The sequence below is a fragment of the Aquitalea sp. USM4 genome (assembly GCF_004328945.1).
Classification (GTDB): Bacteria; Pseudomonadota; Gammaproteobacteria; order Burkholderiales; family Chromobacteriaceae; genus Aquitalea; species Aquitalea pelogenes.
Map to the genome: position 1 here is coordinate 178,020 of NZ_CP029539.1, position 24,544 is coordinate 202,563.

Consider the following 24,544-nt stretch of genomic DNA (forward strand, 5'->3'; position numbering starts at 1 on the left):
AGCCCGGCCACGCGACAGGCGTGGCACGGCTGCTCAGGGTCTGGCTCAGGCCACATTCAGCCCGGCCGACCAGTCGCGATACCAGTTGCGGAACAGCGTGTACTGGGTTTCGGCATAACGGCGCTGGGCTTCGGTCAGAACATCGGTTTCGTTGAAGTGCAGGCTGTATTCGGTATCCCCGTTCAGCACCATCAGGTACTTGTAATACAGCACCAGATCGCAGCCTTCATCGAAGGAGGACAGCACCGCCAGCGCGGATTCCAGCTCGCGCGCCTGACGACGGGCCACTGCGTCGCCCTTGGCAGCGGCCTTGCTCAGCGCAACCAGATGCAGCACCTCGCGCGGCAGCGCATTGCCGATGCCGGTAATGGCACCGGTAGCATTGCAATTGACAAAGCCATGCACCACCTGGGTGTCCACCCCCACCATCAGCGTGACCTGATCATCCTGCGAGGTGATGTGCTCGGCGGCGTAGCGCATGTCGGCAGCACCACCGAATTCCTTGAAGCCGATCAGGTTGGGATAGCTGCGGCGCAGTTCGAAGAACAGATCGGCACGGGTGGCAAAGCCGTAGTAAGGGCTGTTGTAGATGACTGCAGGCAAATTGGGCGCAGCGGCGAGGATGGCGGAAAAGTGGGCCTTTTGCGCGGTCGGGGACGCGCCACGCGACAGCACGCGCGGAATCACCATCAGGCCATGTGCGCCAACACGGGCGGCATGGGCGGCATGGGATACCGCCTCGCGGGTGTTCACCGCACCGGTGCCGACAATGGTAGGCACGCCGGCGGCCACCAGCCGGGCCACGCCTTCCTGACGCTCGGCTTCGGTCAGGAGCGGCCAGTCGCCCATCGAGCCGCAATACACCACCGCGCTCATGCCGGCGGCAATCAGCTCGCGGCCCTTTGCCACCAGCGCGTCAAAGTCCGGCTTGCGCTCGGCGGTACACGGGGTCATCAGGGCCGGGATGCAGCCGGTGAAAATGTTGTCGCTCATTGTTTTGCTCCTTGCAGCTTGTATGTGTGTATGGGGTGTTGTCTGTGCAGCGCGGGGCTCAGATGCCCCAGGCGAAAGGGTCTTGCGGGTCGATCAGCAGGGTGCTGCTGGCAGTGACGAAGGCGCGGCCGGTAATGAAGGGGCGGATGAAATCGCCCTCACGCTGGTAATGGCCGATGAACTGGCTGCCGGTGATGCCGGCCTGTACCCAGCTTTCGCCTTCGGCCAGCTTGCCGTCGGCAGCCAGGCAGGCCAGCTTGGCGCTGGTGCCGGTGCCGCAGGGCGAGCGGTCGTACGCCTTGCCCGGGCACATCACGAAATTGCGGCTGTCGGCGCTGGCATCGTCGGCAAACAGCTCCACGTGGTCGATCAGCGCGCCATCGGCCCCGGTGATGCCCTGTGCTTCCAGCGCTTGCAACATGGCCCAGGTGAAGGCGGTGAGTGCCTCGACATTGGCCATGTCCAGCACCATGCCGTGTTCGGACACCAGGAAGAACCAGTTGCCACCCCAGGCAATGTCACCGTGAAACACGCCGTAGCCGGGCACGTTCACCGCCACCTGCTGGCGATAACGGTAAGCCGGTACATTGCCCAGCGTCACCGCACCATCCTCATGCAGGGTGGCGCTGACCTGTCCCACCGGGGTGTCGATCTTGTGCACGCCCGGTGCAATCAGGCCCTGGTAATGCAGCGAGGCAATCAGGCCGATGGTGCCGTGGCCGCACATGCCCAGATACCCGGTGTTGTTGAAGAAGATCACCCCGCAAGTGGCGTCCGGCGACACTGGCGGGCAATACAGCGCACCCACCAGTACCTCGCTGCCACGCGGCTCCAGCAAACAGGCGCGGCGCCATTGGTCGTGCTGCTGGCGCAATGCGTCGCGCTGATCGGCCATGCTGCCACCGCCGATATCGGGAAAACCGCGCATCACCAGCCGGGTGGGTTCGCCGCCGGTGTGGGAATCGATGATGTGTATCTCTTGCATAAGCTTGTCCATTCGGTAAGACCTTGAATGACGGTCGGCAGGAATGCACCCTTGGCATGTCCTGTGAAAACCCGATGCAGCAATACCATGCAGGGTATTGATTCCATTGCATCTTCACGCCGAACTCGTCTTCGTCAGCACCTGCATAGAATGGCGTTATTGCTGCCGGGAATCTTGATGCTTATCATCAGCGACAATGACGAAATCAGCACAATTGCTGTTTTTGCAGCACAATGGGCAAGACAGGACTGTGCCGCCATGCCCGGTGACAGACCGGACAAGCGCACAAGACAAGGAGGGGAAAACCATGACAGGGGAACTGCTGGACAGCATTGCCAACTGGCAGCAACAAACGCGTCCGGACAGCCTGGACAGTCTGCTGGGCGCACTGGGACCGCTGCTGCCGGTACTGAACCTGATCCCCAATGCCGCCATCTTCATCAAGGACGCACAGGCCCGCTATCTGCTGGCCAACCAGACACTGGTGGAACGCTGCGGGCTGAAAAGCCTGCAACCCTTGCTGGGCAAGACCAGCGCCGAGGTGTTTCCCTCGCAGCTGGGGCCGGGCTATACCGCGCAGGACATCAAGGTGTTGAAGGACGGGCTGGTACTGGAAAGCCAGCTGGAACTGCATTTGTTCAACAGCCGGGAGCCGGGCTGGTGCCTGACTTACAAATGGCCGCTATACAGTGCGGCGGGCGACATCATCGGGCTGATCGGCATCTCGCTGGATTTGCAGGCCGCCAGCAAGACCCACCCCGCCTACACCCGGCTGGTGGCGGTGGACGAGTTCATCCGCAGCCACTTCAGCCGTTCCATCAGCATGGACGAGCTGACCGCCATCGCCGGCGTCTCCCCCGCCCAGCTGGAACGCTACTGCAAGAAAGTGTTTCACCTGACCCCGCGCCAGATGATTCACAAGGCCAGGCTGGAACATGCCCACCGCCTGCTGCACGGTGACATGGCCATCACCGATGTAGCACTGCACTGCGGCTACACCGACCACAGCGCTTTCAGCCGCCAGTTCAAGGCGCTGACCGGCTTTACCCCGCGCCAGTACCGCCAGCAACTGCATGGCCAGGACAGCAGTCGCTCCCCCGCCCCCCTGTGAGGGATGCGAGCGTTCAGCTCATGCTCTGGTACAGCTCGTCTTCCTGGGCAAAATGCAGCTGCAAAATGGTGTCCAGGCTGTACAGGGTGCGTTGCAACTCCTGTAATTCCAGCTGCGAAGCAGGCACCGGCAAGGCCGCTATCTGCATGGTCAGGCGGCGCGACTGGCGGAATATTTCCTGATGACTGCGACTGAGTGCGGCCAGCGGGTCCTCGCCGCCCAACAGCCGCGCCATGGCCGGGTAAAGCTGCCCTTCTTCCTTTTGCTCATGCGGTAGCAGGCGCTCGTGCAGCAGGGTTTGCAGCTGGTCCAGTTCAGCCCGCAACTGGCTGTGCTCCAGTTGCGGAACGGCGCGTGCCAGTGCTGCCAGTTGCTGCAACAGCGGGTTGAGCAGCGCATGCTCCTCGTTCAGTTGCGCCACGGTTTCCACCGTCAGTTTCTGCTGCTGGCCCAGACCGGCAGGTGGCGACAGGGCACGCAGCGCATTCACGATCACCGCCACATCGATCAGCTCTTGCAACACCGCACCGTATACCGGTGGCAGCCAGCCCAGCGCGGCGGCCAGCATGGCCAGCAGCGAAAGACCCATGCCGGCCACCGCCGACTGGCGGGCAATCGCCATGCTGCGCTGGGCCACCATCACCGTTTCGGCCAGCCGGTCCAGCCGGTCGTTGAGTAACACCACCCCAGCACTTTCCGCCGCAGCTGCAGCCCCTTGCGCGCCCATCGCCACGCCGACATCGGCCGCACGCAAGGCGGGGGCATCGTTGACGCCATCCCCCACCATCAGCGTGACACCGCGCGCTCTGGCCTGATGGATGTGAGCCAGCTTGTCTTGCGGTTGCAAACCGGCAAACACTTCGTCCACGCCAATGCCGTGGCCAATCGCCTCGGCCACATCCTGCCGGTCACCGGACAGCATGGCGATATGGCTGACACCGCAGCGCTTGAGCATGCGCAGCGCACGCGGGGTTTCCAGCCGCAAGCGGTCGGCCAGTTCCAGCGCACCCAGCAATACGCCATCGCGGGCAACATACACCACGCTGGCCCCTTCCATATCCAGCCTTGCCTGCAAGGACTGCGCCCAGGGCGACAAGGACGGCAGCTGGCTGCTGACATAAGCCAGGCTGCCCAGCACCACGCGCCGGCCTTCCAGCTCGCCGCTCAGCCCGGCACCGGCCACCTCGTTCACCGCCGTCGGCAACGGCAGCTTGCCCAGGCCGCGTTCATGCGCCGCCTGCACCACTGCGGTGGCCATTACATGGTTGGACATCTGGTCCAGCGCGGCGGCCAGCCGCAATACATCGTCGGTTGCTGCGCCATCCGGCACATGAATGGCCACCAGCCTGGCCTTGCCACCGGTCAGCGTGCCGGTCTTGTCGAAAAACAGCAGCGTGGCGCGCGCCAGCGCCTCCAGCACTTCACTGCTTTTCACCAGCACACCACGGCCAGCACACTGCGAAATGCCGGAAATCATCGCCACCGGCACCGCCAGCAGCAAGGGACAAGGTGTCGCCACCACCAGCACGGCCAGGGCACGCAATACATCGTCACTGGCCAGCCAGGCCCCACCCGCCAGCAACAGGGCAAGCGGAATGAACCAGAAGGCATAGCGGTCTGCCAGCCGCATCACCGGAGCCTTGGCGCGGCCCACCTGCTCCACCATGCGGACAATGCCGCTGAAGGTACTGGATGCAGCGGTGGCGGTAGCAGTCATGCGAAAGGCATCACCCGCATTGAGGCTGCCACTACGCAGCAAGGCAGCAGCATGCACGGTAACCGGGACCGCCTCGCCGGTGAGCGTGGATTCATCCAGTACTGCCAGCGCATCGTCCAGCCGGCCATCCACCGGGATGACTTCACCCGCCTTCACCAACAGGCAGTCCCCCGGCTGTACTGCATCCAGCGGCACGCGCTGCTGCTGCCCGCCTTCCAGACGGTTGGCATGGCGCGGTGCCTTGGCCAGCAGGCTGCTCATTTCCCGTTCGGCATGGCCAGCGGCATAGTCATCCAGCCAGCGCCCGGTAGCTGCCATCGCAGCGATGATGGCCGCAGTCAGCGCCTGGTCCAGCCACATGGCACCGCCAATGGCCAGCAAGGCCAGCAGATCCACCCCCAGCGTCTTGCGCCGCAAGGCACTGACCGCCTCGTACAACAACATCAACAAGGCCGGTATGGCAGACAGCAGCAACAGCCCGGTCACCGGCAAGGCAATGTCCCGGACTTGCTGCACACTCCACAGCAGCAAGGTAAATACCGGCGGCAGCAGCAAGACGGCATGAATCAGACTTTGTTTTTTCCCCACGCAACACTCCTGATGACAGCGGTTGGCGCACGCGCAGCAGGCACTGGCTCGTCGAACGATACATGCAGCGTACTGTCCAGGGGCTCGGCCTGACAGGCCAAGGCCCAGCCGGATGCTACCTCTTCGGCGGTCAGTACCTGATTGTTCTGCATGCTTACCCGGCCATGGCTGACCTTGCAGCGGCAAGTGCCGCATACACCGGCGCGACAGTGGCTGGGCGGCTGCACCCCCTGCCCTTCCAGCGCATTCAGCAGCGTGCTGCCCCGTGTCAGCAGTATGGCATGCTGTTTTCCGTGCAGGGTAATCTGCGCCGAAACAGCATTGCCACCGTCAGCAAGCGGCGCAGCGGCCGGGCCAAAACGCTCTTGCTGGATGGCGGATGCAGGCACACCCAGTTGCATCAGGCAACTTTGCGCCAGTTGCAGCAGGCCTTCCGGCCCGCACAGTAAAACCTCGCCATGGCAGCCGTCGGCCAGCAACGCGGTCAGCCCGGCGGCCTGCAGGCGTCCCTGGCTTGCGGAAAGGTGCAGGGTCAGCGACAGCCGGTCGGGATAGCGTGCTTGCAAGGCGGCCAGGGCCGGGCCAAAGATGACGCTGTCCGACTGCTGGCTGACGTAGACCAGCCGCACCCGGCCACTGCCCTGCTGCAAGGCATGGCGCAGGATGGCATAAAGCGGAGTGATGCCACTGCCACCGGCCAGCAGCAGTAAATCCGCATCCGGGCTGCGCGGACGGAAGCTACCCGCAGGCGGCAGCACCAACAGCGTCATGCCCACCTGCATGGCATCGTGCAGATAGCCGGAAACCTTGCCACCCGGTACCCGCTTGACGGTAATGGACAGCGTCGATTCTCCCGGCTGGCTGGTAATGGAATAACAGCGCCACAAGCACGCACCATCCACCTCCACGCCAATGCTCACAAACTGCCCCGGCTGAAAACAAAACAATGGTTGCAAGGCAGCAGGCAAAGCCAGTTCGATGCTGAGCGTATCCGCTGTTTCCGGTCGCAAGCGGCTTACCGTCAGGCGGTATGGAACGGGCTGCGGTAATGCGTGACCTGCAGCCTGGTCCGGTGCTGCCTTGCCCTGGCTGGCCAGCCCCAGCATCCAGCGCACCATGGGTAGCCGGAAACACAACAACCAGCCGATATGCAGGGCAATCAGCACCAGGCTCAGGCTGGCAATCTGCTCATGCCACTGAGCGGCATCCCATTGCGGCCAACCGGCCAGCAACTGGCTGATGGAAGTAGCCATCGCCACAGGCAGAACCAGTTGCAAACCGGCGTCCACCACGGCGGCGTTGTCTACCATCAACACCCCCGTCACCAGTAAAAGCACAAAGGCCAGCAGCATGCTCCAGATCAGCCCCTTGCCCCAGATGGCTGCGGACCAGCCCCCGGTAGCGGCACCTGCAGCAGGGCGCAAGCGTGGAAAACCTCGGCTGCCGGTCAGCACGGTGGCCAGCCGGAATAACAGCAGTAGCAGCAAGCCATAACCCAGCCAGGCATGACCCAGGCCTGCGTCGTCTCCGCTCAGATAAGCCAGGACAAATAAACCGGCCAGCAACCAGTGATAAACGTGAAAGCGCTGTAAATTCCGCATGATGTTCTCCTTGCAATCCGCCATACGGTATTTACTGTGCCGCCGGAAACTTAACCCTGAATTAATTCAGCAGGCAACAAATAATAATCAGTTTCATTATCAATGGTTTAGCCATGAATTAATCCTGCATTAAGCTTTGGCTTTTAAGGTAAAAGCTCCCGGACATCAGGAGAGCATCATGCGCAACGTCATTATCCTGGCCATGGCCCTGGCCAGTACATATAGCCATGCAGCACCGGCCATCTTGAGTGAATATGCCGCACAAGCAAAACAAGCCAATCCCGCTTTCAACGGATTTTCCGCCGAGCGCGGCAAGGCGCTTTATTATCGGGAGACCGTGCAAAATGGCAAAAATATCAGTTGCGCCAGCTGTCATTCTGCCGACCCACGCCAACCCGGTAAAACACCGGCATTTCGCAGCATTGAGCCAATGGCTACTTCTGTGACACCCAGCCGCTTTAGCGATAACAAGAAAGTGGAAAAATGGTTCCGCCGCAATTGCGATGATGTATTCAAACGTGAATGCACAGCGCTGGAAAAAGGCGATTTCCTGACCTATTTGAGCAGCGTGAAATAAGGAGCCGGTCATGAACAAGCTTTTATTAGCCGCTGTAGTGGCGTGCATTGCCCTGGGAGCCGGCCTGAGCATGGCCGATGGGGGTGAACACCACGAAGGCAAACGACCGAAACAACTGGGCCGCAACCTGGCACAAGCACCTGCCGTATGGAAAACCGAGTGCGGCAGCTGCCATATGGCCTACCCCCCTGGTTTGCTGCCGGCATCGGCCTGGAAAAAGCAGATGGATAATTTGCAGAACCACTATGGCGTCAATGCCACGCTCACTGCCGAGGACGAAAAAATCATCCGCAGCTACCTGAGCACGGCAGCCGCCAGCAATGGCCCGGACTACAGCAACAGCAAGGGTGAGCCACCACGCATCACCAGCACCGGCTGGTTTGTGCGCAAGCATGATGAAATCAGCCCCGCAATCTGGAAGCGCAAAGCCGTTGGCAGTGCCGCCAATTGCCAGGCCTGCCACAGCGGTGCCGCCAATGGCGATTTCAACGAAGACGCAGTCAGGATTCCGCGCTGATTCGCCATCACTCCGTTTATTTTTCAATCATCTGCAGCCCTGAACATTCAGGGCTTTTTCATGGGTATTTGCTGCAGCCAAGGCACAGCCGGCTTGCAGCCCATGCAGACTGCACACCGGCATCCGGCATCCGGCATCCGGCACCCGGCACCCGGCACCCGGCACCCGGCACCCGGCACCCAACACCCGGCACCCAACACCCGGCACCCAACACCCGCCACCAGAGGATTGGGCAAGAAATGCCGAGGATTCATGTACCGGCCTGCGCCACACCTCCTGAACAATACGCAGCAACACGTGGCAGGAAAACCTGCCCTCTTGCACGCCATGCCTTCACTCAGGAGTCACACCATGCAACTCACGCGCAAAGCCTTCTTGCAATCCGCCCTGCTCGCCTGCACGGCCTTGTTCATCAGCGCCCTGCCTGCACAGGCAGCAAGCAGCACATCCTCTGGAGAAAACATGCTTCATCTGACCCAGGAATGGGACAAAACCTTCCCGCAAAGCAGCAAGGTCGATCACCGCAAGGTGAGCTTCCGCAATCGCTACGGCATTACCCTGGCCGCCGACCTCTACCTGCCGAAAAACCGGGGCCAGCAGAAACTGGCCGCCCTTGCCGTCAGCGGCCCGTTTGGTGCCGTGAAAGAACAATCATCCGGCCTGTATGCACAAACCATGGCAGAACGCGGTTTTGTGACCCTGGCGTTCGACCCGTCCTACACCGGCGAGAGCGCTGGTGAACCGCGCAATGTGTCGTCCCCGGAAATCAATACCGAAGACTTCAGCGCGGCGGTGGATTATCTGGGACTGCTGCCCGAGGTGGACCGGGAAAAGATCGGCCTGATCGGCATCTGCGGCTTTGGCGGCATGAGCCTGAATGCCGCCGCCGTGGACAAGCGCATCAAGGCCGTGGTCACCACCTCCATGTATGACATGTCGCGGGTAATGGCCAGGGGGCTGGGCGACACCCTGTCGGCGGCGGACCGCAGCAAGATTCTCGACATGCTCAGCCAGCAACGCTGGCAGGATGCACAAAATGGCTACCCGACAGCAGGCAGCCACGGCATCTACATCGCCGCAGACGGCAAGGTGGTGATGCCCGCGCGTTTGCTGCCGGAAACCCTGCCGGACAACCCGCACCCGGTCGTGAAGGAGTTTTTCGACTACTACCGCACTGCCCGCGGCTTTCACAAGAATTCGGTGAACTCCAGCGGCGCCTTTACCGCCACCAGTGCGCTTTCCTTCATGAACATGCCGCTGCTCAGCTATATCAGGGAAATCTCCCCGCGCCCGATCTTGCTGATTGCCGGTGACAATGCCCACTCCCGCTATTTCAGCGAGGATATTTATCAGGCTGCTGCCGAACCAAAGGAGCTGCTGATCCTGAAAAATACCAACCATGTGGATTTGTATGACCGCATGGACAAAATCCCCTTCGACCGGATCACCCGCTTCTTCCAGCAGAACCTGCACTGATCAGGCAGCCAGACTGAAAAACCAGACCCGACGCAGTGTGGAGGGTCTGGTTTTTGACATGCCAGTGAAATACAAAATGGCTATTATCAATAAATATTGATAGCTTATGACAAATACCATTTTATTAATATGGCTTAGCCATGGCAAAACAGGTAGGATTGAAAATTGGAGTAAAAATAGTTGAACAACAAAAGAAATTAACATCCCGATCCGGATGGGGAGAATATCATGAAGGTTTTATTAATCTGTCCCTACCTTGATGACCCGACCATCAAGCGTAACGATTTTCTTCCCTCTGCCGCATTACTCAGCCTGGCTGCGGTATTGCGCAATGAAGGTCATCAGCCCATCCTGCTGGACCTGAACAGTAAAAGAACCCACCAACAGGCAGAACCCACCCGTTACTGCCATGACCGTATCATCCAGACCATCAAACAGGAAAACCCCGACCTGGTAGGCATCTCGTTTCTGTTTTCCGGTTTCATGCAAACCGCCATGGATTATGCGCGTACGGTAAAGCAGACCAACCCGGACCTGAAAATCATTACCGGGGGAATTCATGCCACCACCTACCCGCATGAAATCCTGAAAAACTGCCCGGATTTCGACTACATCGCACTGGGTGAGGGTGAGCCGCAAATGGTCGCCATTGCCAACAGAATGGCCGCGGGTGAGCTGGGTAATCTGAAAGAAATTAAGTCTTTCGCCTTCCGCGACCAGGATGGCAAGGTGCATGTCAATCAAGAACGCGAGTGGATCAACTATGAAGACCTCCCCATGCAGGCATGGGACATGGTTGATTTCACCGAATTCGAGATGGATTTGAGCGGCTATTCCAACTTCAAAGGGCACGATATCAAGAATGTCGTTCCTGTCATCTCCGAGCGTGGCTGCCCGTTCAAATGCACATTCTGCGACATGTATATCGTGCAAGGCAGAAAACTCCGTCGTCGTACTCCGCAGCGCTTTGTTGATGAGCTGGAGTATCTGGTCAATGAAAAGAACCAGCGCTTCTTCACCTTCATGGATGACAACCTGACGGTCGACAACAAGCATATTCTGGGCATCTGCAATGAAATCCTGCGCCGTGGCCTGGATATCCAGTTCACCACTGCCGGTGGCCTGGGCATGAACAGCCTGAAAACCGAGGTGATTGATGCCATGGTGGCGGCAGGCATGACCTCCGCCCTGCTGGCACCCGAGCACGGATCAGAATACATCCGCAATACCGTCATCAAAAAAGGCTTGAAGCGCGACACGATTTATAAAGTCGTTGAAGACTTGAAAAAGCATCGCGTCAGTCTGGCCGGTAACTGGATCATGGGTTTTCCTGAAGACACCAATGAAACGCTGCAGGAAACCATGGACATGATTGATGAACTGCAACTGGATCGCAACTGGGTTGGCACGCTGATTCCCTTCCCCGGCACACCGGTGTTTGACCAGTGTGTGCGTGACAAGCTGTTCATTGAAGACATCGATATGGGCAATTTGTGGCGCGTCCCGGTACGGGCCCATCAGGAAGGCTGCGTCATCAAGCCTTACAATATGTCACTCACCGACCTGTTTGACTGGCGGCGCAAATTCATTGATATCCGCTTCAAATACATGCGCGCGCTGTGAGGCCCGCTCTCTGTGCAGCGACAGGCTGGATACCGGCAAACGGACAAGAAAAAGCCCTGAACATTCAGGGCTTTTTTCATGTGACAGCTTGATATCAAGCCGTCAGGCGGGCGGGAAAACTCCGTCAATCAATGCTGATGGCCGTGTTCGCCATGTACATGCTGGTGGGCGATTTCTTCGGCAGTCGCCTCGCGCACGCTCAGCACGGTAATGGCAAAGCGCAGCGCCTTGCCGCACAGCGGATGGTTGCCATCCAGCAGCACGGTAGGGCCTTTGATCTTGGTGACAAAGTAATAGCGCGGCTGGCCGTCCGGGCCCATGCGCTGGATCTGGCCACCCACCTTGATACCGGGCGGGAATTCAGCCTTGGGCATGGTGGTGACCAGCGCTTCGTCACGCTCGCCAAAGGCGTCTTCGCATGCCAGTTCCAGTGCAGTCTGGAAACCGGCTTCCTGACCTTCCAGTGCTTCTTCCAGCTTGGCAAACAGATTGTCGTAATCGCCATGCAGATAGGAAACCGGATGCTTGCCATCGTCGTAAACCTGACCCTGGGCGTCGGTCACTTTCATGCGCAGCGTAACGGCGGAATTTTTGGTGATTTTCATGGCAGCAAAATAAGCGTGGAAACAAAGGCGGCAGGTTGGCAGGTAGGCAAGCGGGTGTCAACTGTCGCGCCCCCTGCGCTGGGTGCGCGGGCATTGGCCCAGGTGCTTCAATGCGCCTGCGGCTGGGTGACAAAGGCAATGCGGTTGACCCCGGCCTGCTGGGCCAGTGCCATCACCGCCGCGACCGCTTGATACGGCGTGGCCTGATCCGCCTGCAGTTGCAGTTCCGGATTCCCCACACTGGCAGCTTGCAGCTGCGTGCTGAGGGCCGTCTGGCTGATGGCCTGCCCGTCCAGCGTCACGCTGCCGTCGCGCGCCAAGCTCAGGTGCAGCACTTTCTCTTGTGGCTTGTCCTGCGTGGCCACCGTTCTGGGCAGGTCAATGCCCACTGCCTGATGAAACAAGGGCGCGGTAATCATGAACACCACCAGCAACACCAGCATCACATCCACCAGCGGAGTGGTGTTGATTTCGGCCATGGGCTGGCCATGCTGGCCTGAAGACGAAAAGCCGTGGAATGCCATTGCTCAAGCCCCCTTGCCGGCGGACTGCGGCTGCAATGCGCCGCCGGGCATGGTTTGGGACTGGGGCTGGCGTACCCCGGCCACCAGATAGGCATGCAGGCCATGGGCAAAGCCTTCCAGTGCAGCCAGCATCAGGCGGTTGCTGCGGGTGCAGGCGTTGTAGGCCAGTACCGCCGGAATGGCGACAAACAGGCCGATGGCGGTCATGATCAGCGCCTCGCCCACCGGGCCGGCCACCTGATCGATATTCATCTGGCCATGGCCGGACAGATTGATCAGGGCGTGATAAATCCCCCATACCGTACCAAACAGGCCGATGAAAGGCGCGGTGGCACCGATGGAAGCCAGCACGGTGAGGCCCTGCTCCAGCCGGGCCTGCGCTTGCAGCAAGGCCTGTTGCAGGGTGCGGCCCAGATACTCACCCGCATCCAGCTCGCCACCCAGGCCCAGGCCGGACTTGCCCGCGTAGGCCTGTGCAGCCTCGTCGGCCTGCTGTGCAATACCGCTGAGCAACTGGCTGCCGTCCCGTGCTGCCAGTGCCTGCCGGGCAGCCTGCTTGCTGCTTGCCTGCCAGAAGGCTGGCAGCGCATGACGCAGGGCCTGGCGCAAGCGCCACTGCTCCAGCAGCTTGATCAACAGCAGGCTCCAGCTGGCAATCGACATCAATACCAGCAAGATGGCCAGCACGTGGGATACCGCATCCCCCTGCTGCCAGAAATGCGCCAGACCCAGTTGTGTATCCATGATGTTTCCTTGCAATGAGTCAGCCCCGGCGCTTAGTGGCCAAGGCGAAAAGTAATGGGAACAATGACGGTGGAGGCAATGGCCTGCGCACCACGCCGGGCCGGGGTAAAACGCCAGTTGGCCACCGCCTCCCTGGCCGCATCATCCAGCCGGGAAAAACCGCTGCCATGCTGGACGTCCACTGCTTCTGCCTGCCCGGCGGCCGAAACACGCACCCGCAGCAACACCCTGCCCTCCTCACCGTTACGCCGCGAGGACGGCGGGTAGACCGGTGCCGGGTTGTGCAGGTAGTCGGCGGAGAAACCCGCTTCGGTCATGGCTGGCACATGCGACTCTGGCGTTGCCTGGGAAGTGGTCGCGGCCGGGCTGACCGAACTGGTAGTAGTGGTAGCCGTAGCCGTGCCGGACAACACAGCAGGCGCGGCCGGATGGGCAGAGGCCATGGGCGTGGCGGAAACCGGCTGCGCAGCCCTAGGTTTGGCCTGTGTGGCATGCAGGGGGGAATGGACCGGCGGCTGCGCTCTGGTGGGCAATGGTCTGGCCACGGCTTGTGATATGGCAGGCTGGGCAGTGCGCATCTGCAACACCATCCTTGTCGGCAGCGCCTGTGCCGGCCGGGTTTGCTGCAAGCCCAGCATCCAGTTGGCCAAGGCGGCATGCAGCAGCAACACCGCCAGCACGCAAGCCGCCCGGCTGTGCTGCCTTTCCTGTCTGCTACCAAGCCCCCTTACCTGCCACATCGCCTGCACTTGCGCTCTCCCTTGTTGCCAGGCAAGCCGATGCGCCTGCCAGTGCGGGAGCAACCTTAGCAGGATTTCACCCCGCCCCCGTGCGACCAATTGCCGCAGCCGGCAAAGTTCCCCGCTGCGACAAAATGCCACATTCCCGCCCCATGCCTGGCAGGGCATCATCCACGCCGCTTAACAAAATCTAACGTCATCAAAACAAGAGCGAGCTTTCCTGATGAGACACTGCGCAGCGTTTTCCCGTAACCGGCTGGTACTGGCCGTCACCCTGGCCCTGGGGCAGATCAGCCTGGCCCATGCCGACAATACCGACAAGCAATTGGCCGAAGTGACCGTGCAATCGCAGGCTGACAGCAGCCTGCCGGACAACCTGCCCGCCACCACCAGCAGCATGCGTGCCGACAAGATTGCCCAGACCACCAATGTCACCAGCACCGAAGACACGGTGAAATACCTGCCGGATGTCCAGGTACGCCGTCGTTACATTGGCGACCAGAACAGCATCATCGCCACCCGCACCTCCGGCCAGACCAGCAGCGCCCGTGCCCTGCTGTATGCCGACGATATATTGCTGTCCAACCTGCTGGGCAACAGCTACGCCTACCCGCCGCGCTGGAACCTGGTCAGCCCCGACGAAATCAGCCAGGTCAATGCCATCTACGGCCCGTTCTCGGCCGAATATCCGGGCAACGCCATTGGCAGCGTCATCGTGCTGAGCACCCGCATGCCGGACAAATTCGAAGCCCATGCCAGCAGCACCCTGTTTGACGAAAGCTTCAGCCAGTACAAGACCAGCCAGCATTTCACCGGCAGCAAGAATGCCGCCATGCTGGGCAGCCGCGCGGACCGGCTGGCCTGGATGATTGAAGCCGGGCATCTGGATAGCCTGGGTCACCCGGCCACCTTTGCCGCCAACCCCAACAAGTACACTGGAGCCAGCGCAGCCACCACGGTAAGCGGTGCAGTGAGCGACGTAGACACCACCGGTGCCAAACGGCTGATTGTCGGGGCCACCGGTGCCGAGCATTCGATACAAGACAATGCCAACTTCAAGCTGTCCTACGACCTTACCCCGACGCTGAAACTCAACTACACACTGGGCTACTGGCAAAACAATTCCACCGTGTCGGTCAACAGCTATCTGCGCGATGCCGCCGGTAATCCGGTTTACACCGGCATCGTCAGCATCGACGGTCAGAAATACAATCTGGCCAATGCCTTCCAGCCCAGCAAAAAGCAGCAGGAACACCTGCTCAACGCCCTGTCCTTCAAGACCAACACCGACGGCAGCTGGGACTGGCAGGGCAATATCAGCATTTATGATTTCAGCAAGGACAGGCAGCGCAGCGCTACTGCCGGGCTGACCGGCGCCGGCACCATTACCGACCTGTCCGGCACCGGCTGGCAGACGGTGGACCTGAAAGGTGACTGGCGTCCCGGCGGCAGCCTGGCCAGCGCACACCAGCTGCGCTTTGGCTACCACTACGACCATTACGCGCTGAACAGCCACAGCTATGCCACCAGCGACTGGCAGTCCGGCACGCAGGGCAGCCAGACCGCCGCCTTTGTCGGCAATACCCAGATTCACGCCCTGTTTGCCCAGGATACCTGGCGGCTGCAACCCGGCGTGCAGCTGATTGCCGGCGGCCGTTACGAGTGGTGGTCCGCCTTTGGCGGTGCCACCACCAGCGGCCAGAACACCTACCACGACCCGGCACGCAGCCAGCAGTTCTTCTCACCCAAGGCAGCCGTGGTATTCGACCTGAACGACAAATGGTCGCTGCGCACCGCCTATGGCCGTGGCTACCGCACCCCGACCGTGGCCGAGCTGTTCCAGGGTTCGGTGCCCAGCAGCAATACCATCGTCAACAACAACCCCAATCTGAAAGCCGAGCGGGCCGATACCGGCGAAGTCACCGCCACGCGCCAGCTGCAAGGCGGCACCCTGCGCCTGACCGCCTTCCGCGAGCAAGTAAGCGATGCCCTGCTGTCGCAGACCAACACCACCGTCACCCCCAATGTCACCAATATCCAGAACATTGACCGGGTAGTGACCAACGGGCTGGAAGTAGCCTTCGAGCAAACCGACATCGGCCTGCGCGGGCTGGATTTCAGCGGCAACATCACTTATGCCAAGTCGCAAATCCGCGCCAACAGCAATAACCCGGCCTCGGTAAACAACCCCTTCCCCGGCATTCCGCTATGGCGCGCCACGGCGGTGCTGAGCTACCGCCAGAACGACAAGCTGTCGTACTCGCTGGCCGCGCGCTACAGCAGCTTCCAGAGTTCGGATGTGGGCAACACGGTGATCAATGGCGGCGTATACGGTGCCAACAGTGCCTATCTCATCATGGACACGCGCATCAGCTACAAGCTGGACCGCCAGTTCACCGTGGCGCTGGGTGTGGACAATCTCAACAATTACAAGAGCTTTGCCTACCACCCCATGCCGCAGCGCACCACCTATGCACAGCTGAAATTCGACTACTGACCCCGGCCTGTCTTGAGCCATCCGGCGTGTGCTGTTCGCAGCGCACGCTGTTTTCATGAAAGAGCGTGCATGAAGCGCCTGCTGTTTCTCGCCCATCGCTGGCTGGGCATCGTCCTGTGCCTGTTGCTGCTGCTATGGTCTTTTTCCGGCTTGATGATGATCTATGCCGGGCCTTCCGGCATCAGCCCCGATGTGCGCCTGGCACACAGCCAGCCACTGCCGGCGGCCGAAGCCGGACACTGGCTCAGCCTGAGCGAAGCCTGGCAGCGCAGCGGCCTCGCCACCACGCGCCAGCCAGCCACCGCCCGGCTGAACATGCAGGCTGGCGAGGCCGTCTGGCTGGTGACCGATACCACCGGCCAGCGCCAGCGCATCTCCGCACAGGATGGACAGCTACGCCCGCTCACCCCGGCACAGGCCGTGCAGATTGCCCGCGACTGGTGGCCCGCCAGCCAGCAGGCCCGCTTGCAAGCCGCATTCGAGCGCGATGCCAGCACCGCCATGATGAACTACGACCCCTACCGGCCGTTTTATCGCGTGGCGCTGGATGATGCCGAGCAGCACGAAATCACCATCTCGCAACACAGTGGCGAGGTGGTCAAATCCACCACCCGCATGCAGCGCATCCTGTTCTGGAGTGGCAGTTACCTGCATTTTCTGCGCCCGCTGGATGCCATTGGCCTGGCAGAAGCCAGAAAGCCCATCCTCACCTGGGGCGCACTGGCTGCCTTGCTGTCGGTGTGCAGCGGGTTGTGGCTGGGTGTGGGGCGCTGGCGTCCGGCCTGGCTTGGCAAACGTCCCTACCCCAATGGCAGCAGCAACCCTTACCGCGCCTTGTGGCAGCGCTGGCATCTGTGGCTGGGCTTGTCTGCCGGCCTGCTGGCTTTTACCTGGTGCCTGAGCGGCTTTCTGTCCGGCAACCCATGGCAGCTGTTTGGCCCGCAAGACAGTCATGGCAAAGCGCATCAGCATGGCCAGCCGCCCTTGCCTGCTTCCGTCACCGCGCTGCCGATGGCGCAGATTGCCGGGCAATTGCAGGCAAAATCACCTGAGCCTGCGGTGGAACTGAACTGGGTTCAGCTGGGCGGGCAACAGCAATTGCAAGCCGAGGACAGACAAGGCCGGGTCTGGTTGCTGGCTGCATCCGGGTCGGATCGTCCGGTACTGCAAGCAGGCTTCAGCAAGGACGACGTGCTATCAGCCGTGCAAAACAGCCAGCACCATGCCTCCATCCGCGCCGCTGAACTGCTGCAACAGGACGACGACTATTACTACAGCAGCCCGCGCATCAGCCGTGCCGAGCGCCCGTTGCCGGTATGGCGCATCAAACTGGACGACCCTGCCGCCAGTTGGCTGTATGTGAATCCGCAAACCGGAACCACCGTGCTGCAAGTCAAGCAAGTTCAGCGCAGCTTGCGCTGGCTGTTCAGCGCGCTGCACAACTGGGACCTGCCCATCCTGCGGCACCGGCCGCTGTGGGATGGCTGGATGCTGCCGGGCAGTCTCGCTTGCGTGGCACTGTCGTTCACGGCCCTGGTGCTGGGCTGGCGCCGCCTGACACACCGCAAGGCAGGGCCGCGCCGTTGAAAACAGGCCAGCCGCAGCATGCGAGCGCCTCCGGGCAGGCCGCAGCATGGCCGTGACAAGCCGGGAAGCCATGCAGGACAACTGTGCGATGCCATGCTATTGTCTGCAAAAAATCCCGATGCCCTTGCCATGAATACGCGCCTTAACCGCCCTGCCGGAACCCCGCTCTGGTTACAAATCGATGCCACGCTGAGTCAGGAAATCCTGTCGCGCACCCTGACTGGCCGACTCCCCAACGAGCAGGCACTGGCAGAGCGCTTCGGGGTCAACCGCCATACCGTGCGACAGGCCATCCAGAACCTGCAAGACAAGGGGCTGGTGCGCATCGAGCGCGGGCGCGGCACTTTTGTGCAGGAAGAAATCATCGCCTACCGGCTGGGCAAGAGCAGCCGTTTCTCCCACAGCCTGTCCGCCCAGCATCTGGTCAGCGATGTCGATATCCAGTCCTGCCATTTCGAACCGGCCACGGCCACGGTGGCCGAACTGCTGAAGGTGGATAGCGGCAGCCAGGTGCTGCGGGTGGAGTCGCTGGACCTGGCCGATGGCAAGGTGGTGAGCGTGTGTACCCAGTATTTCCCCCTGCCGCGTTTTGACGGCTTCATTGATATCTACCGCAACAGCAAAAGCACCAGCGAAGCCTTTGCCAGCAAGGGCATCACCACCTTCCAGCGCGTCCTCAGCCGTATCAGTGCCCGGCTGCCGCGACCGGAAGTCGCCGCCGCCCTGCAGCAGGGCAAGCAGCAACCCATCCTGTACGTGGAAAGTGTTTACGCCGACCCGGACGGCCAGCCCATCGAATACGGCATCACCCGCTTTGGTGGTGACACCGTTCAGGTCGAAGTAACACCAGACAGCCTGTAAGCCTTGCCATCCCTTTATGCCGGGCATGTGGTTTTTTTGCTCTCAAAGACATCTAGACGTCTAGATGTAAACAGGCTGTAATGTTGCCTGCGTAAAGTACGCTGCGTCCACCAACCCGATGCAAGGCTATCAACATGCAGGCTTATCGCTCCCTTATTGCCGCCGCCCTCGCGCTGGCCAGCTGTACCGTGTTTGCCGAGACCACGCTGACCGTTTACACCGCGCTGGAGGCCGACCAGTTGCAGGCCTATCAGCAAAAGTTCGAGCAGGAAAACCCGGACGTGAAACTGCGCTGGGTGCGTGACTCCACCGGCATCATCACTGCCAAGCTGCTGGCAGAAAAAGCCCGCCCGCAGGCGGATGTGGTGATGGGCGTGGCCGCGTCCTCGCTGCTGTTGCTGCAAAAAGAAGGCATGTTGCAGCCTTATGCACCGAAAAACGTACAAAAACTGTCGCGCCAGTATGTTGATTCTGCCGCTACCCCTTCCTGGGTAGGCATGGACGTGTGGGGCGCAGCCATTTGCTTCAACACCGTGGAAGCCGCCAAGCAAGGCCTGGCCAAACCGGAAAGCTGGAAAGACCTGCTCAAGCCGCAGTACAAGGGCAAGATTGTCATGCCCAACCCGGCCTCCAGCGGCACCGGCTATTTCGATGTCACCGCCTGGCTCACCCTGTTTGGCGAAAAACAGGGCTGGTCCTATATGGACAAGCTGCACCAGAACATTGCCCAGTACACCCACTCCGGCTCCAAGCCGTGCAAGCAGGCTGCCGCCGGCGAATTCCCCATCGGCATTTCCTTTGAATACCGTGCGGCCAAGCTGAAAGAAGGCGGCGCACCGATTGACGTGATTTTCCCCAAGGAAGGCCTGGGTTGGGACCTGGAAGCCACTGCCATCATGAAGGGCAGCAAGAACCTGGCCGCGGCGCGCAAGCTGGCGGACTGGTCGGCCTCGCAATCCGCCAACGAGCTGTATGAAAAGAACTTCGCCATCGTGGCCATGCCCGGCATTGCCAAACCCAGCCCGCTGATTCCTGCCGATTATGAAAAACGGCTGGTGAAGCAGGACCTGCACTGGTCCGCCCAGAACCGCGAACGCATTCTGGCAGAGTGGACCAAGCGCTACGACGCCAAATCCGAAGCGAAATAAGCCCATCGGCCCCGCGCACAGCCGTGCCGGGGCCCGCCAGCCCTGCCCTTGTGCGGCGGGGCTGGCCTGTTAATGGAGTCTGTCTGTGATGTATCCCGCTTTCCAGACACTGGATGAAGTGTTCAAGCTGCTCTCCCGCCGCGGCACCGCCCTGTACGGCGGCGAGGCCGTCAGCCAGCTGGAGCATGCCTTGCAAAGCGCACTGGCAGCCGAACAGTCCGGTGCCGATGCCAGCCTGATCACCGCGGCCTTGTTGCATGACATCGGCCATATCGTGTGCGAACAGGGCGATGACGATGTGGCCAATGGCGTGGACGACCACCATGAGGCAGTCGCCGTACAGCTGCTGTCCACCCTGTTTGGTGAGGATGTCTGCCTGCCCATTGCCCTGCATGTTGCCGCCAAGCGTTACCTGTGCCACAGCGAAGCGGGCTATTTGGACAGCCTGTCCAGCGCCTCGCGCCTGTCGCTGGCCTTGCAGGGCGGGCCGATGTCCGCGGCCGAAGCCGAGCGCTTTATCCGCCGCCCGCACGCTGCGGCTGCCCTGGCCCTGCGGCGGCACGACGACGTAGCCAAGATTCCGGCACTGGCCACCCCGCCCTTGCAGCATTACCGGCTGATTGCAGCCCAAGCCCTGAAAGCACAGCCATGAAGCCTGACCCTGCCTTCCTGCTACAGCAAAGCAGCACCGCAGACGCTACCACCCGGCCCTATCTGCAACTGCGCGGCATCAGCAAGCGCTTTGGCAGTCACACCGTACTGAACCAGCTGGACCTGAACGTCAACAAGGGTGAGTTCGTTTGCCTGCTGGGCCCGTCCGGCTGCGGCAAAACCACTTTGCTGCGCCAGATAGCCGGGCTGGACCTGCCCGACACCGGTCAGGTCATCATGGGTGAACGCGATATCACCTTGCTGCCACCGGCCAGGCGCGACTACGGCATCGTGTTCCAGTCCTATGCGCTGTTTCCCAATCTGGATGTCGCCGCCAATATCGCCTACGGTCTGACCGGCCGACGCGAGGACAAACAGCGGCGGGTGAGCGAGTTGCTGGCCCTGATCGGCCTGGACGGCATTGCCAGCAAGTATCCGTTCCAACTGTCCGGCGGCCAGCAGCAACGGGTGGCGCTGGCACGCGCGCTGGCCACTTCGCCCTCGCTGCTGTTGCTGGATGAACCGCTGTCGGCACTGGATGCCCGGGTACGCGAGCATCTGCGCCGGGAAATCCGCAGTCTGCAACAAAAGCTGGGCATCACCACCATCATGGTGACGCACGACCAGGAAGAAGCGCTCACCATGGCCGATCGCGTGGTGGTGATGAATGCCGGCTGTATCGAACAATGCGGCAGCCCGCTGGAGGTGTACCGCAACCCGGCTACCCGCTTTGTCGCCAGCTTTGTCGGCCAGGGCAACTTCCTGCCCGCCCGTGCGCTGGGCACAGACCAGATCCGCCTGGGCGAACAGCTGCTGCAACTGCCGCATCCCCACTTGCGCGGGGACGGACAGGCGCTGGATGCGTTCATCCGCCCGGAAGACATCGTGCTGCATGCACAATGGCCGGCCACCGCCGATGCCGTGCTGGCGGATGTCGGCAAAACCGAATTGCTTGGTGCAATCTACCGCCTGCATCTGCAGGTGCCCGCCTGGGGCGGGGCCAGTATCCAGGCCGACCTCAGCCACAGCCAGCTGGAACAGCTGGATACCGGCCCGCAACGCAGGCTGGGCGTATCGCTCAAGCTGGCGCGCTGCCAGTTGTTTGATGCCAGCGGGGAGCACGAATGCCTATCCTGAGACGTTCCCGCCGCCTGGCCGCCAGCGCGGATGAAACATTGGCCGGACTGCTGCAGTGGCTGCTGCTGGCGGTGCTGGTGGTGGCGGTACTGCTGCCGCTGGCGGCGATACTGGGCAAGGCCCTGACCGATGCCGACGGGCAATTTGCCGGCTTCATGCAAATCAGCAAGACGCTGTCACAGCCCGGACTGCTGCGTGCCATGAGTGGCAGCCTGCAGGTAGCGGTGCTGAGCACCCTGCTGGTGGTACCGCTAGCCTATGGCTATGCCGCTGCGCTGTGCCGGGTGCAGCTGCCCATGCGCGGACTGTTCCGCCTGCTGGCGCTGCTGCCCTTGCTGGCACCATCCTTGCTGCCCGGCATTTCTCTGGTTTACCTGTTCGGCAATCAGGGCTTGCTGAAAGAATGGCTGCCCGGCGGCAGCATCTACGGGCTGACCGGCATCGTGCTGGGCGAAGCTTTTTACACCTTCCCGCATGCGCTGATGATCCTGCTCACCGCACTGTCGGTGGGCGATGCCCGGCTGTATGAAGCCGCTGGCACACTGGGCGCAGGCCGGTTGCGACAGTTCCTGACCATTACCCTGCCCGGCAGCCGTTACGGCGTGATATCGGCTGCGCTGCTGGTGTTCACCCTCACCGTCACCGACTTCGGTGTGCCCAAAATCATTGGTGGCGCCTTCCCGGTGCTGGCGGTGGAGGCGTACAAGCAGGTGATCGGCCAGCAGAACTTTGCCCAGGGTGCGGTCATCGGCTTGCTGCTGCTGTTGCCGGCTGTTCTCTCTTTTGTGCTGGACCAAGGCCTGCAACGGCGACAACAAGCGCAACTGTCGGCCAAATCCCAACCCTTGCAAGCCTTGCGCGGCTGGCCTGCGCGCCTGCTGGCACTGGGCTTTTGCAGCCTGATCGGGGCGGGCCTGCTGCTGATGATGGGCACCGCCATTGCCGCAGCCTTCATCCGGCAATGGCCCTACCAGATGACATTCACCCTGGCGCACTTCAACTTCGACCAGGTGGATGGCGGCGGCTGGCTGGCATTCGGCAACAGCCTGCGCATGGCGCTGGCCACTGCGGTACTGGGCAGCAGCCTGGTGTTTCTGGGTGCATGGAGCAGCTGCAAGTTGCGCAGCGCCAGACTGGGCGGCAGCTTGCTGCATGCAATTGCCATGCTGCCGATGGCGGTGCCGGGCCTGGTGCTGGGGCTGGGTTACATCTTCTTCTTCAATAGCGATGCCAACCCCTTGCATGGCTTGTACGGCAGCATGGCCATTCTGGTGCTGTGCACGGTGGCGCATTACACCACCACGGCACACATGACGGCACGCACCGCGCTGACGCAGCTGGACCCGGATTTCGAACCGGTGGCCGCCTCGCTCAAGGTGCCGCTGTGGCTGACGCTGTGGCGTGTCACCGTGCCCGCCTGCCTGCCCGCCATTCTGGAAATTGCCCGCTATTTCTTTGTTTCGGCCATGACCACGGTATCGGCCGTCATCTTCCTGTACACCCCGGATACCGTACTGGCCGCCGTGGCGGTGCTGAACATGGATGATGCCGGCGACACCGCCGCCGCCGCCGCCATGGCCACCCTGATCGTGGCCAGTGCCGCCGTGGTCTGCCTGCTGTTTGCCCTGCTGTCCCATGCCTTGCTGCGGCAGCACCAGCGCTGGCGCCAAGCGGCAACACGCTGATTCTCTTGCACCGGGCCTTGCCCGGTTTATCTGACCTCCGAAAGACATCTAGATCACTGGAAAAACCATGCGTGAACCCATCTTGCTGACCCCCGGCCCGCTCACCACCAGCCTGGCCACCAAAACCGCCATGCTCAAGGACTGGGGCTCCTGGGACCATGACTTCAACACCCTCACCGCCAGCGTATGCAGCGACCTGCTGGCCATCGCCCACGGCACCGCCGAACATGTTTGCGTCCCGCTGCAAGGCTCCGGCACTTATGCGGTGGAAGCGGCCATTGCCAATCTGCTGCCGCGCGACGGCAAACTGCTGGTCCTCATCAACGGAGCCTACGGCAAGCGCATGGCGCTGATTGCCCACACCCTGGGCCGCGCATTCAGCGTGTATGAAACCGAGGATGACCAAGTACCGGAACCGGCAACGGTGGCCCGGCTGCTGCAAGAAGACCCGGCCATCAGCCATGTCGGCCTGATTCACTGCGAAACCAGTACCGGCATCCTCAACCCGCTGAGTGAAATTGCCGCCATCGTGCACGCGGCAGGACGCAAGTTGATTGTGGATGCCATGTCCAGCTTTGGCGCACTGGATATCGATGTCGGCCAGTTGCATGCCGAGGCGGTGATTGCCAGCAGCAACAAATGCCTGGAAGGCGTGCCCGGCATGGGCTTTGTCATCATGCGGCGTGACAGCCTGCTGGCCAGCCGCGGCAACAGCCACTCGCTGGCGCTGGACCTGCTGGCGCAATACGAATACATGCAATCCACCGGCCAGTGGCGCTTCACCCCGCCCACCCATGTGGTGGCCGCCTTGCGCATGGCACTGGACCAATACCTGGCCGAAGGCGGCCAGCCGGCACGCCTGGCCCGTTACCAGCGCAATGCAGCCGTTCTGCAACACCAGCTGCAACAGGCCGGCCTGCAACTGTTTCTGCCCACTGCACGGCAAGCGCCCATCATCCTGACCTTCCGCGCGCCCGCTCATCCGGACTATCGCTTCGGCCAGCTGTACGAAGCCGTGCGCAGCAAGGGCTTTGTGCTCTACCCCGGCAAGCTCACCAGCCAGGAAACCTTCCGCGTCGGTTGCATCGGCGCCATCGATCAGGCCGAACTGGAACAAGCCTGCCACGCCATCACCACCACCATCCGCGAACTCGGCTGGACCACACAAGGAAACTGA

At 61.5% G+C, this 24,544-nt stretch carries 21 protein-coding genes; 13 read left to right on the plus strand and 8 right to left on the minus strand.

The features are described 5' to 3' along the window. Positions 1-45 precede the first annotated feature (45 nt). Complete coding sequence (locus DKK66_RS00815) at positions 46-993, minus strand: dihydrodipicolinate synthase family protein (protein WP_131354639.1); 948 nt, start codon at positions 991-993, stop codon at positions 46-48. Positions 994-1,051: 58 nt separating this feature from the next. Next, complete coding sequence (locus DKK66_RS00820; protein WP_131354642.1) at positions 1,052-1,978, minus strand: 4-hydroxyproline epimerase; 927 nt, start codon at positions 1,976-1,978, stop codon at positions 1,052-1,054. A gap of 307 nt (positions 1,979-2,285) precedes the next feature. Here DKK66_RS00820 and DKK66_RS00825 point away from each other — a divergent pair, with 307 nt between their 5' ends. Beyond that, positions 2,286-3,089: an AraC family transcriptional regulator gene (locus DKK66_RS00825; protein WP_131354645.1), complete on the plus strand. Its 804-nt coding sequence runs from the start codon at positions 2,286-2,288 to the stop codon at positions 3,087-3,089. Positions 3,090-3,102: 13 nt separating this feature from the next. On the opposite strand, the gene DKK66_RS00830 is transcribed toward DKK66_RS00825, so the two are convergent. Both DKK66_RS00830 and DKK66_RS00835 read right to left on the minus strand, forming a co-directional pair. Further along, complete coding sequence (locus DKK66_RS00830; RefSeq protein ID WP_242673543.1) at positions 3,103-5,394, minus strand: heavy metal translocating P-type ATPase; 2,292 nt, start codon at positions 5,392-5,394, stop codon at positions 3,103-3,105. Further along, a complete protein-coding gene (locus DKK66_RS00835; protein ID WP_165494083.1) occupies positions 5,373-6,995 on the minus strand; it encodes a ferredoxin--NADP reductase in 1,623 nt (540 codons plus the stop codon). The genes DKK66_RS00830 and DKK66_RS00835 overlap by 22 nt, the downstream gene beginning before the upstream one ends. A 178-nt stretch (positions 6,996-7,173) precedes the next feature. Here DKK66_RS00835 and DKK66_RS00840 point away from each other — a divergent pair, with 178 nt between their 5' ends. From DKK66_RS00840 to DKK66_RS00860, 4 genes are all read left to right on the plus strand, one after another. Then, positions 7,174-7,572 (plus strand): DUF1924 domain-containing protein, encoded by a 399-nt coding sequence (locus tag DKK66_RS00840; protein WP_131354650.1) that lies wholly within the window; start codon positions 7,174-7,176, stop codon positions 7,570-7,572. 10 nt (positions 7,573-7,582) lie between these two features. Beyond that, a complete protein-coding gene (locus DKK66_RS00845) occupies positions 7,583-8,089 on the plus strand; it encodes a diheme cytochrome c (RefSeq protein WP_131354653.1) in 507 nt (168 codons plus the stop codon). Positions 8,090-8,440: 351 nt separating this feature from the next. After that, complete coding sequence (locus tag DKK66_RS00855; protein ID WP_131354656.1) at positions 8,441-9,565, plus strand: alpha/beta hydrolase; 1,125 nt, start codon at positions 8,441-8,443, stop codon at positions 9,563-9,565. A gap of 228 nt (positions 9,566-9,793) precedes the next feature. Next, complete coding sequence (locus DKK66_RS00860; RefSeq protein WP_131354660.1) at positions 9,794-11,188, plus strand: B12-binding domain-containing radical SAM protein; 1,395 nt, start codon at positions 9,794-9,796, stop codon at positions 11,186-11,188. Positions 11,189-11,316: 128 nt separating this feature from the next. Here DKK66_RS00860 and DKK66_RS00865 read toward each other — a convergent pair whose 3' ends face one another. From DKK66_RS00865 to DKK66_RS00880, 4 genes are all read right to left on the minus strand, one after another. Beyond that, positions 11,317-11,793, minus strand: coding sequence for a peptidylprolyl isomerase (locus DKK66_RS00865; RefSeq protein WP_045848513.1), 477 nt, complete (start codon positions 11,791-11,793; stop codon positions 11,317-11,319). A 107-nt stretch (positions 11,794-11,900) separates the two neighbouring features. Beyond that, the gene (locus DKK66_RS00870; protein WP_242673544.1) at positions 11,901-12,272 is read right to left on the minus strand and encodes a biopolymer transporter ExbD; all 372 of its coding nucleotides are present in this window, start codon (positions 12,270-12,272) and stop codon (positions 11,901-11,903) included. A 48-nt stretch (positions 12,273-12,320) separates the two neighbouring features. Then, a complete protein-coding gene (locus tag DKK66_RS00875) occupies positions 12,321-13,061 on the minus strand; it encodes a MotA/TolQ/ExbB proton channel family protein (protein ID WP_131354666.1) in 741 nt (246 codons plus the stop codon). 32 nt (positions 13,062-13,093) lie between these two features. Next, positions 13,094-13,801, minus strand: a complete 708-nt coding sequence (locus tag DKK66_RS00880; RefSeq protein ID WP_242673608.1) for an energy transducer TonB — start codon at positions 13,799-13,801, stop codon at positions 13,094-13,096. A gap of 223 nt (positions 13,802-14,024) precedes the next feature. Here DKK66_RS00880 and DKK66_RS00885 point away from each other — a divergent pair, with 223 nt between their 5' ends. The 8 genes from DKK66_RS00885 (at position 14,025) to DKK66_RS00920 (ending at position 24,544) form a co-directional block, all read left to right on the plus strand. Further along, positions 14,025-16,298: a TonB-dependent receptor gene (locus tag DKK66_RS00885; protein WP_131354672.1), complete on the plus strand. Its 2,274-nt coding sequence runs from the start codon at positions 14,025-14,027 to the stop codon at positions 16,296-16,298. Positions 16,299-16,367: 69 nt separating this feature from the next. Then, the gene (locus DKK66_RS00890) at positions 16,368-17,885 is read left to right on the plus strand and encodes a PepSY-associated TM helix domain-containing protein (RefSeq protein WP_131354675.1); all 1,518 of its coding nucleotides are present in this window, start codon (positions 16,368-16,370) and stop codon (positions 17,883-17,885) included. A 129-nt stretch (positions 17,886-18,014) separates the two neighbouring features. Next, positions 18,015-18,746 (plus strand): phosphonate metabolism transcriptional regulator PhnF, encoded by a 732-nt coding sequence (gene phnF / locus DKK66_RS00895; protein ID WP_165494085.1) that lies wholly within the window; start codon positions 18,015-18,017, stop codon positions 18,744-18,746. Positions 18,747-18,880: 134 nt separating this feature from the next. Further along, positions 18,881-19,894, plus strand: coding sequence for a putative 2-aminoethylphosphonate ABC transporter substrate-binding protein (locus DKK66_RS00900; RefSeq protein WP_045848509.1), 1,014 nt, complete (start codon positions 18,881-18,883; stop codon positions 19,892-19,894). 88 nt (positions 19,895-19,982) lie between these two features. Beyond that, positions 19,983-20,546, plus strand: a complete 564-nt coding sequence (locus DKK66_RS00905; protein ID WP_131360785.1) for a phosphonate degradation HD-domain oxygenase — start codon at positions 19,983-19,985, stop codon at positions 20,544-20,546. After that, entirely contained in the window at positions 20,543-21,682 is a 1,140-nt protein-coding gene (locus DKK66_RS00910; protein ID WP_131354681.1) for a putative 2-aminoethylphosphonate ABC transporter ATP-binding protein, read from the plus strand. Before DKK66_RS00905 ends, DKK66_RS00910 begins: the two co-directional genes overlap by 4 nt. Next, on the plus strand, positions 21,670-23,367 hold the full coding sequence (locus tag DKK66_RS00915; RefSeq protein ID WP_131354684.1) for a putative 2-aminoethylphosphonate ABC transporter permease subunit: 1,698 nt from the start codon (positions 21,670-21,672) through the stop codon (positions 23,365-23,367). Before DKK66_RS00910 ends, DKK66_RS00915 begins: the two co-directional genes overlap by 13 nt. A 67-nt stretch (positions 23,368-23,434) precedes the next feature. After that, positions 23,435-24,544 carry a 2-aminoethylphosphonate--pyruvate transaminase gene (locus DKK66_RS00920; RefSeq protein ID WP_131354687.1) on the plus strand — a complete coding sequence of 370 codons (1,110 nt, stop codon included), beginning with the start codon at positions 23,435-23,437 and terminating at the stop codon, positions 24,542-24,544.

Coding starts and splice junctions, on each gene's coding strand:
- DKK66_RS00815 (WP_131354639.1), bottom strand. CDS start 993: ATGAGCGACAACATTTTCACCGGCTGCATCCCGGCCCTGATGACCCCG.
- DKK66_RS00820 (WP_131354642.1), bottom strand. CDS start 1,978: ATGCAAGAGATACACATCATCGATTCCCACACCGGCGGCGAACCCACC.
- DKK66_RS00825 (WP_131354645.1), top strand. CDS start 2,286: ATGACAGGGGAACTGCTGGACAGCATTGCCAACTGGCAGCAACAAACG.
- DKK66_RS00835 (WP_165494083.1), bottom strand. CDS start 6,995: ATGCGGAATTTACAGCGCTTTCACGTTTATCACTGGTTGCTGGCCGGT.
- DKK66_RS00840 (WP_131354650.1), top strand. CDS start 7,174: ATGCGCAACGTCATTATCCTGGCCATGGCCCTGGCCAGTACATATAGC.
- DKK66_RS00845 (WP_131354653.1), top strand. CDS start 7,583: ATGAACAAGCTTTTATTAGCCGCTGTAGTGGCGTGCATTGCCCTGGGA.
- DKK66_RS00855 (WP_131354656.1), top strand. CDS start 8,441: ATGCAACTCACGCGCAAAGCCTTCTTGCAATCCGCCCTGCTCGCCTGC.
- DKK66_RS00860 (WP_131354660.1), top strand. CDS start 9,794: ATGAAGGTTTTATTAATCTGTCCCTACCTTGATGACCCGACCATCAAG.
- DKK66_RS00865 (WP_045848513.1), bottom strand. CDS start 11,793: ATGAAAATCACCAAAAATTCCGCCGTTACGCTGCGCATGAAAGTGACC.
- DKK66_RS00870 (WP_242673544.1), bottom strand. CDS start 12,272: ATGGCCGAAATCAACACCACTCCGCTGGTGGATGTGATGCTGGTGTTG.
- DKK66_RS00875 (WP_131354666.1), bottom strand. CDS start 13,061: ATGGATACACAACTGGGTCTGGCGCATTTCTGGCAGCAGGGGGATGCG.
- DKK66_RS00880 (WP_242673608.1), bottom strand. CDS start 13,801: ATGTGGCAGGTAAGGGGGCTTGGTAGCAGACAGGAAAGGCAGCACAGC.
- DKK66_RS00885 (WP_131354672.1), top strand. CDS start 14,025: ATGAGACACTGCGCAGCGTTTTCCCGTAACCGGCTGGTACTGGCCGTC.
- DKK66_RS00890 (WP_131354675.1), top strand. CDS start 16,368: ATGAAGCGCCTGCTGTTTCTCGCCCATCGCTGGCTGGGCATCGTCCTG.
- phnF (WP_165494085.1), top strand. CDS start 18,015: ATGAATACGCGCCTTAACCGCCCTGCCGGAACCCCGCTCTGGTTACAA.
- DKK66_RS00900 (WP_045848509.1), top strand. CDS start 18,881: ATGCAGGCTTATCGCTCCCTTATTGCCGCCGCCCTCGCGCTGGCCAGC.
- DKK66_RS00905 (WP_131360785.1), top strand. CDS start 19,983: ATGTATCCCGCTTTCCAGACACTGGATGAAGTGTTCAAGCTGCTCTCC.
- DKK66_RS00910 (WP_131354681.1), top strand. CDS start 20,543: ATGAAGCCTGACCCTGCCTTCCTGCTACAGCAAAGCAGCACCGCAGAC.
- DKK66_RS00915 (WP_131354684.1), top strand. CDS start 21,670: ATGCCTATCCTGAGACGTTCCCGCCGCCTGGCCGCCAGCGCGGATGAA.
- DKK66_RS00920 (WP_131354687.1), top strand. CDS start 23,435: ATGCGTGAACCCATCTTGCTGACCCCCGGCCCGCTCACCACCAGCCTG.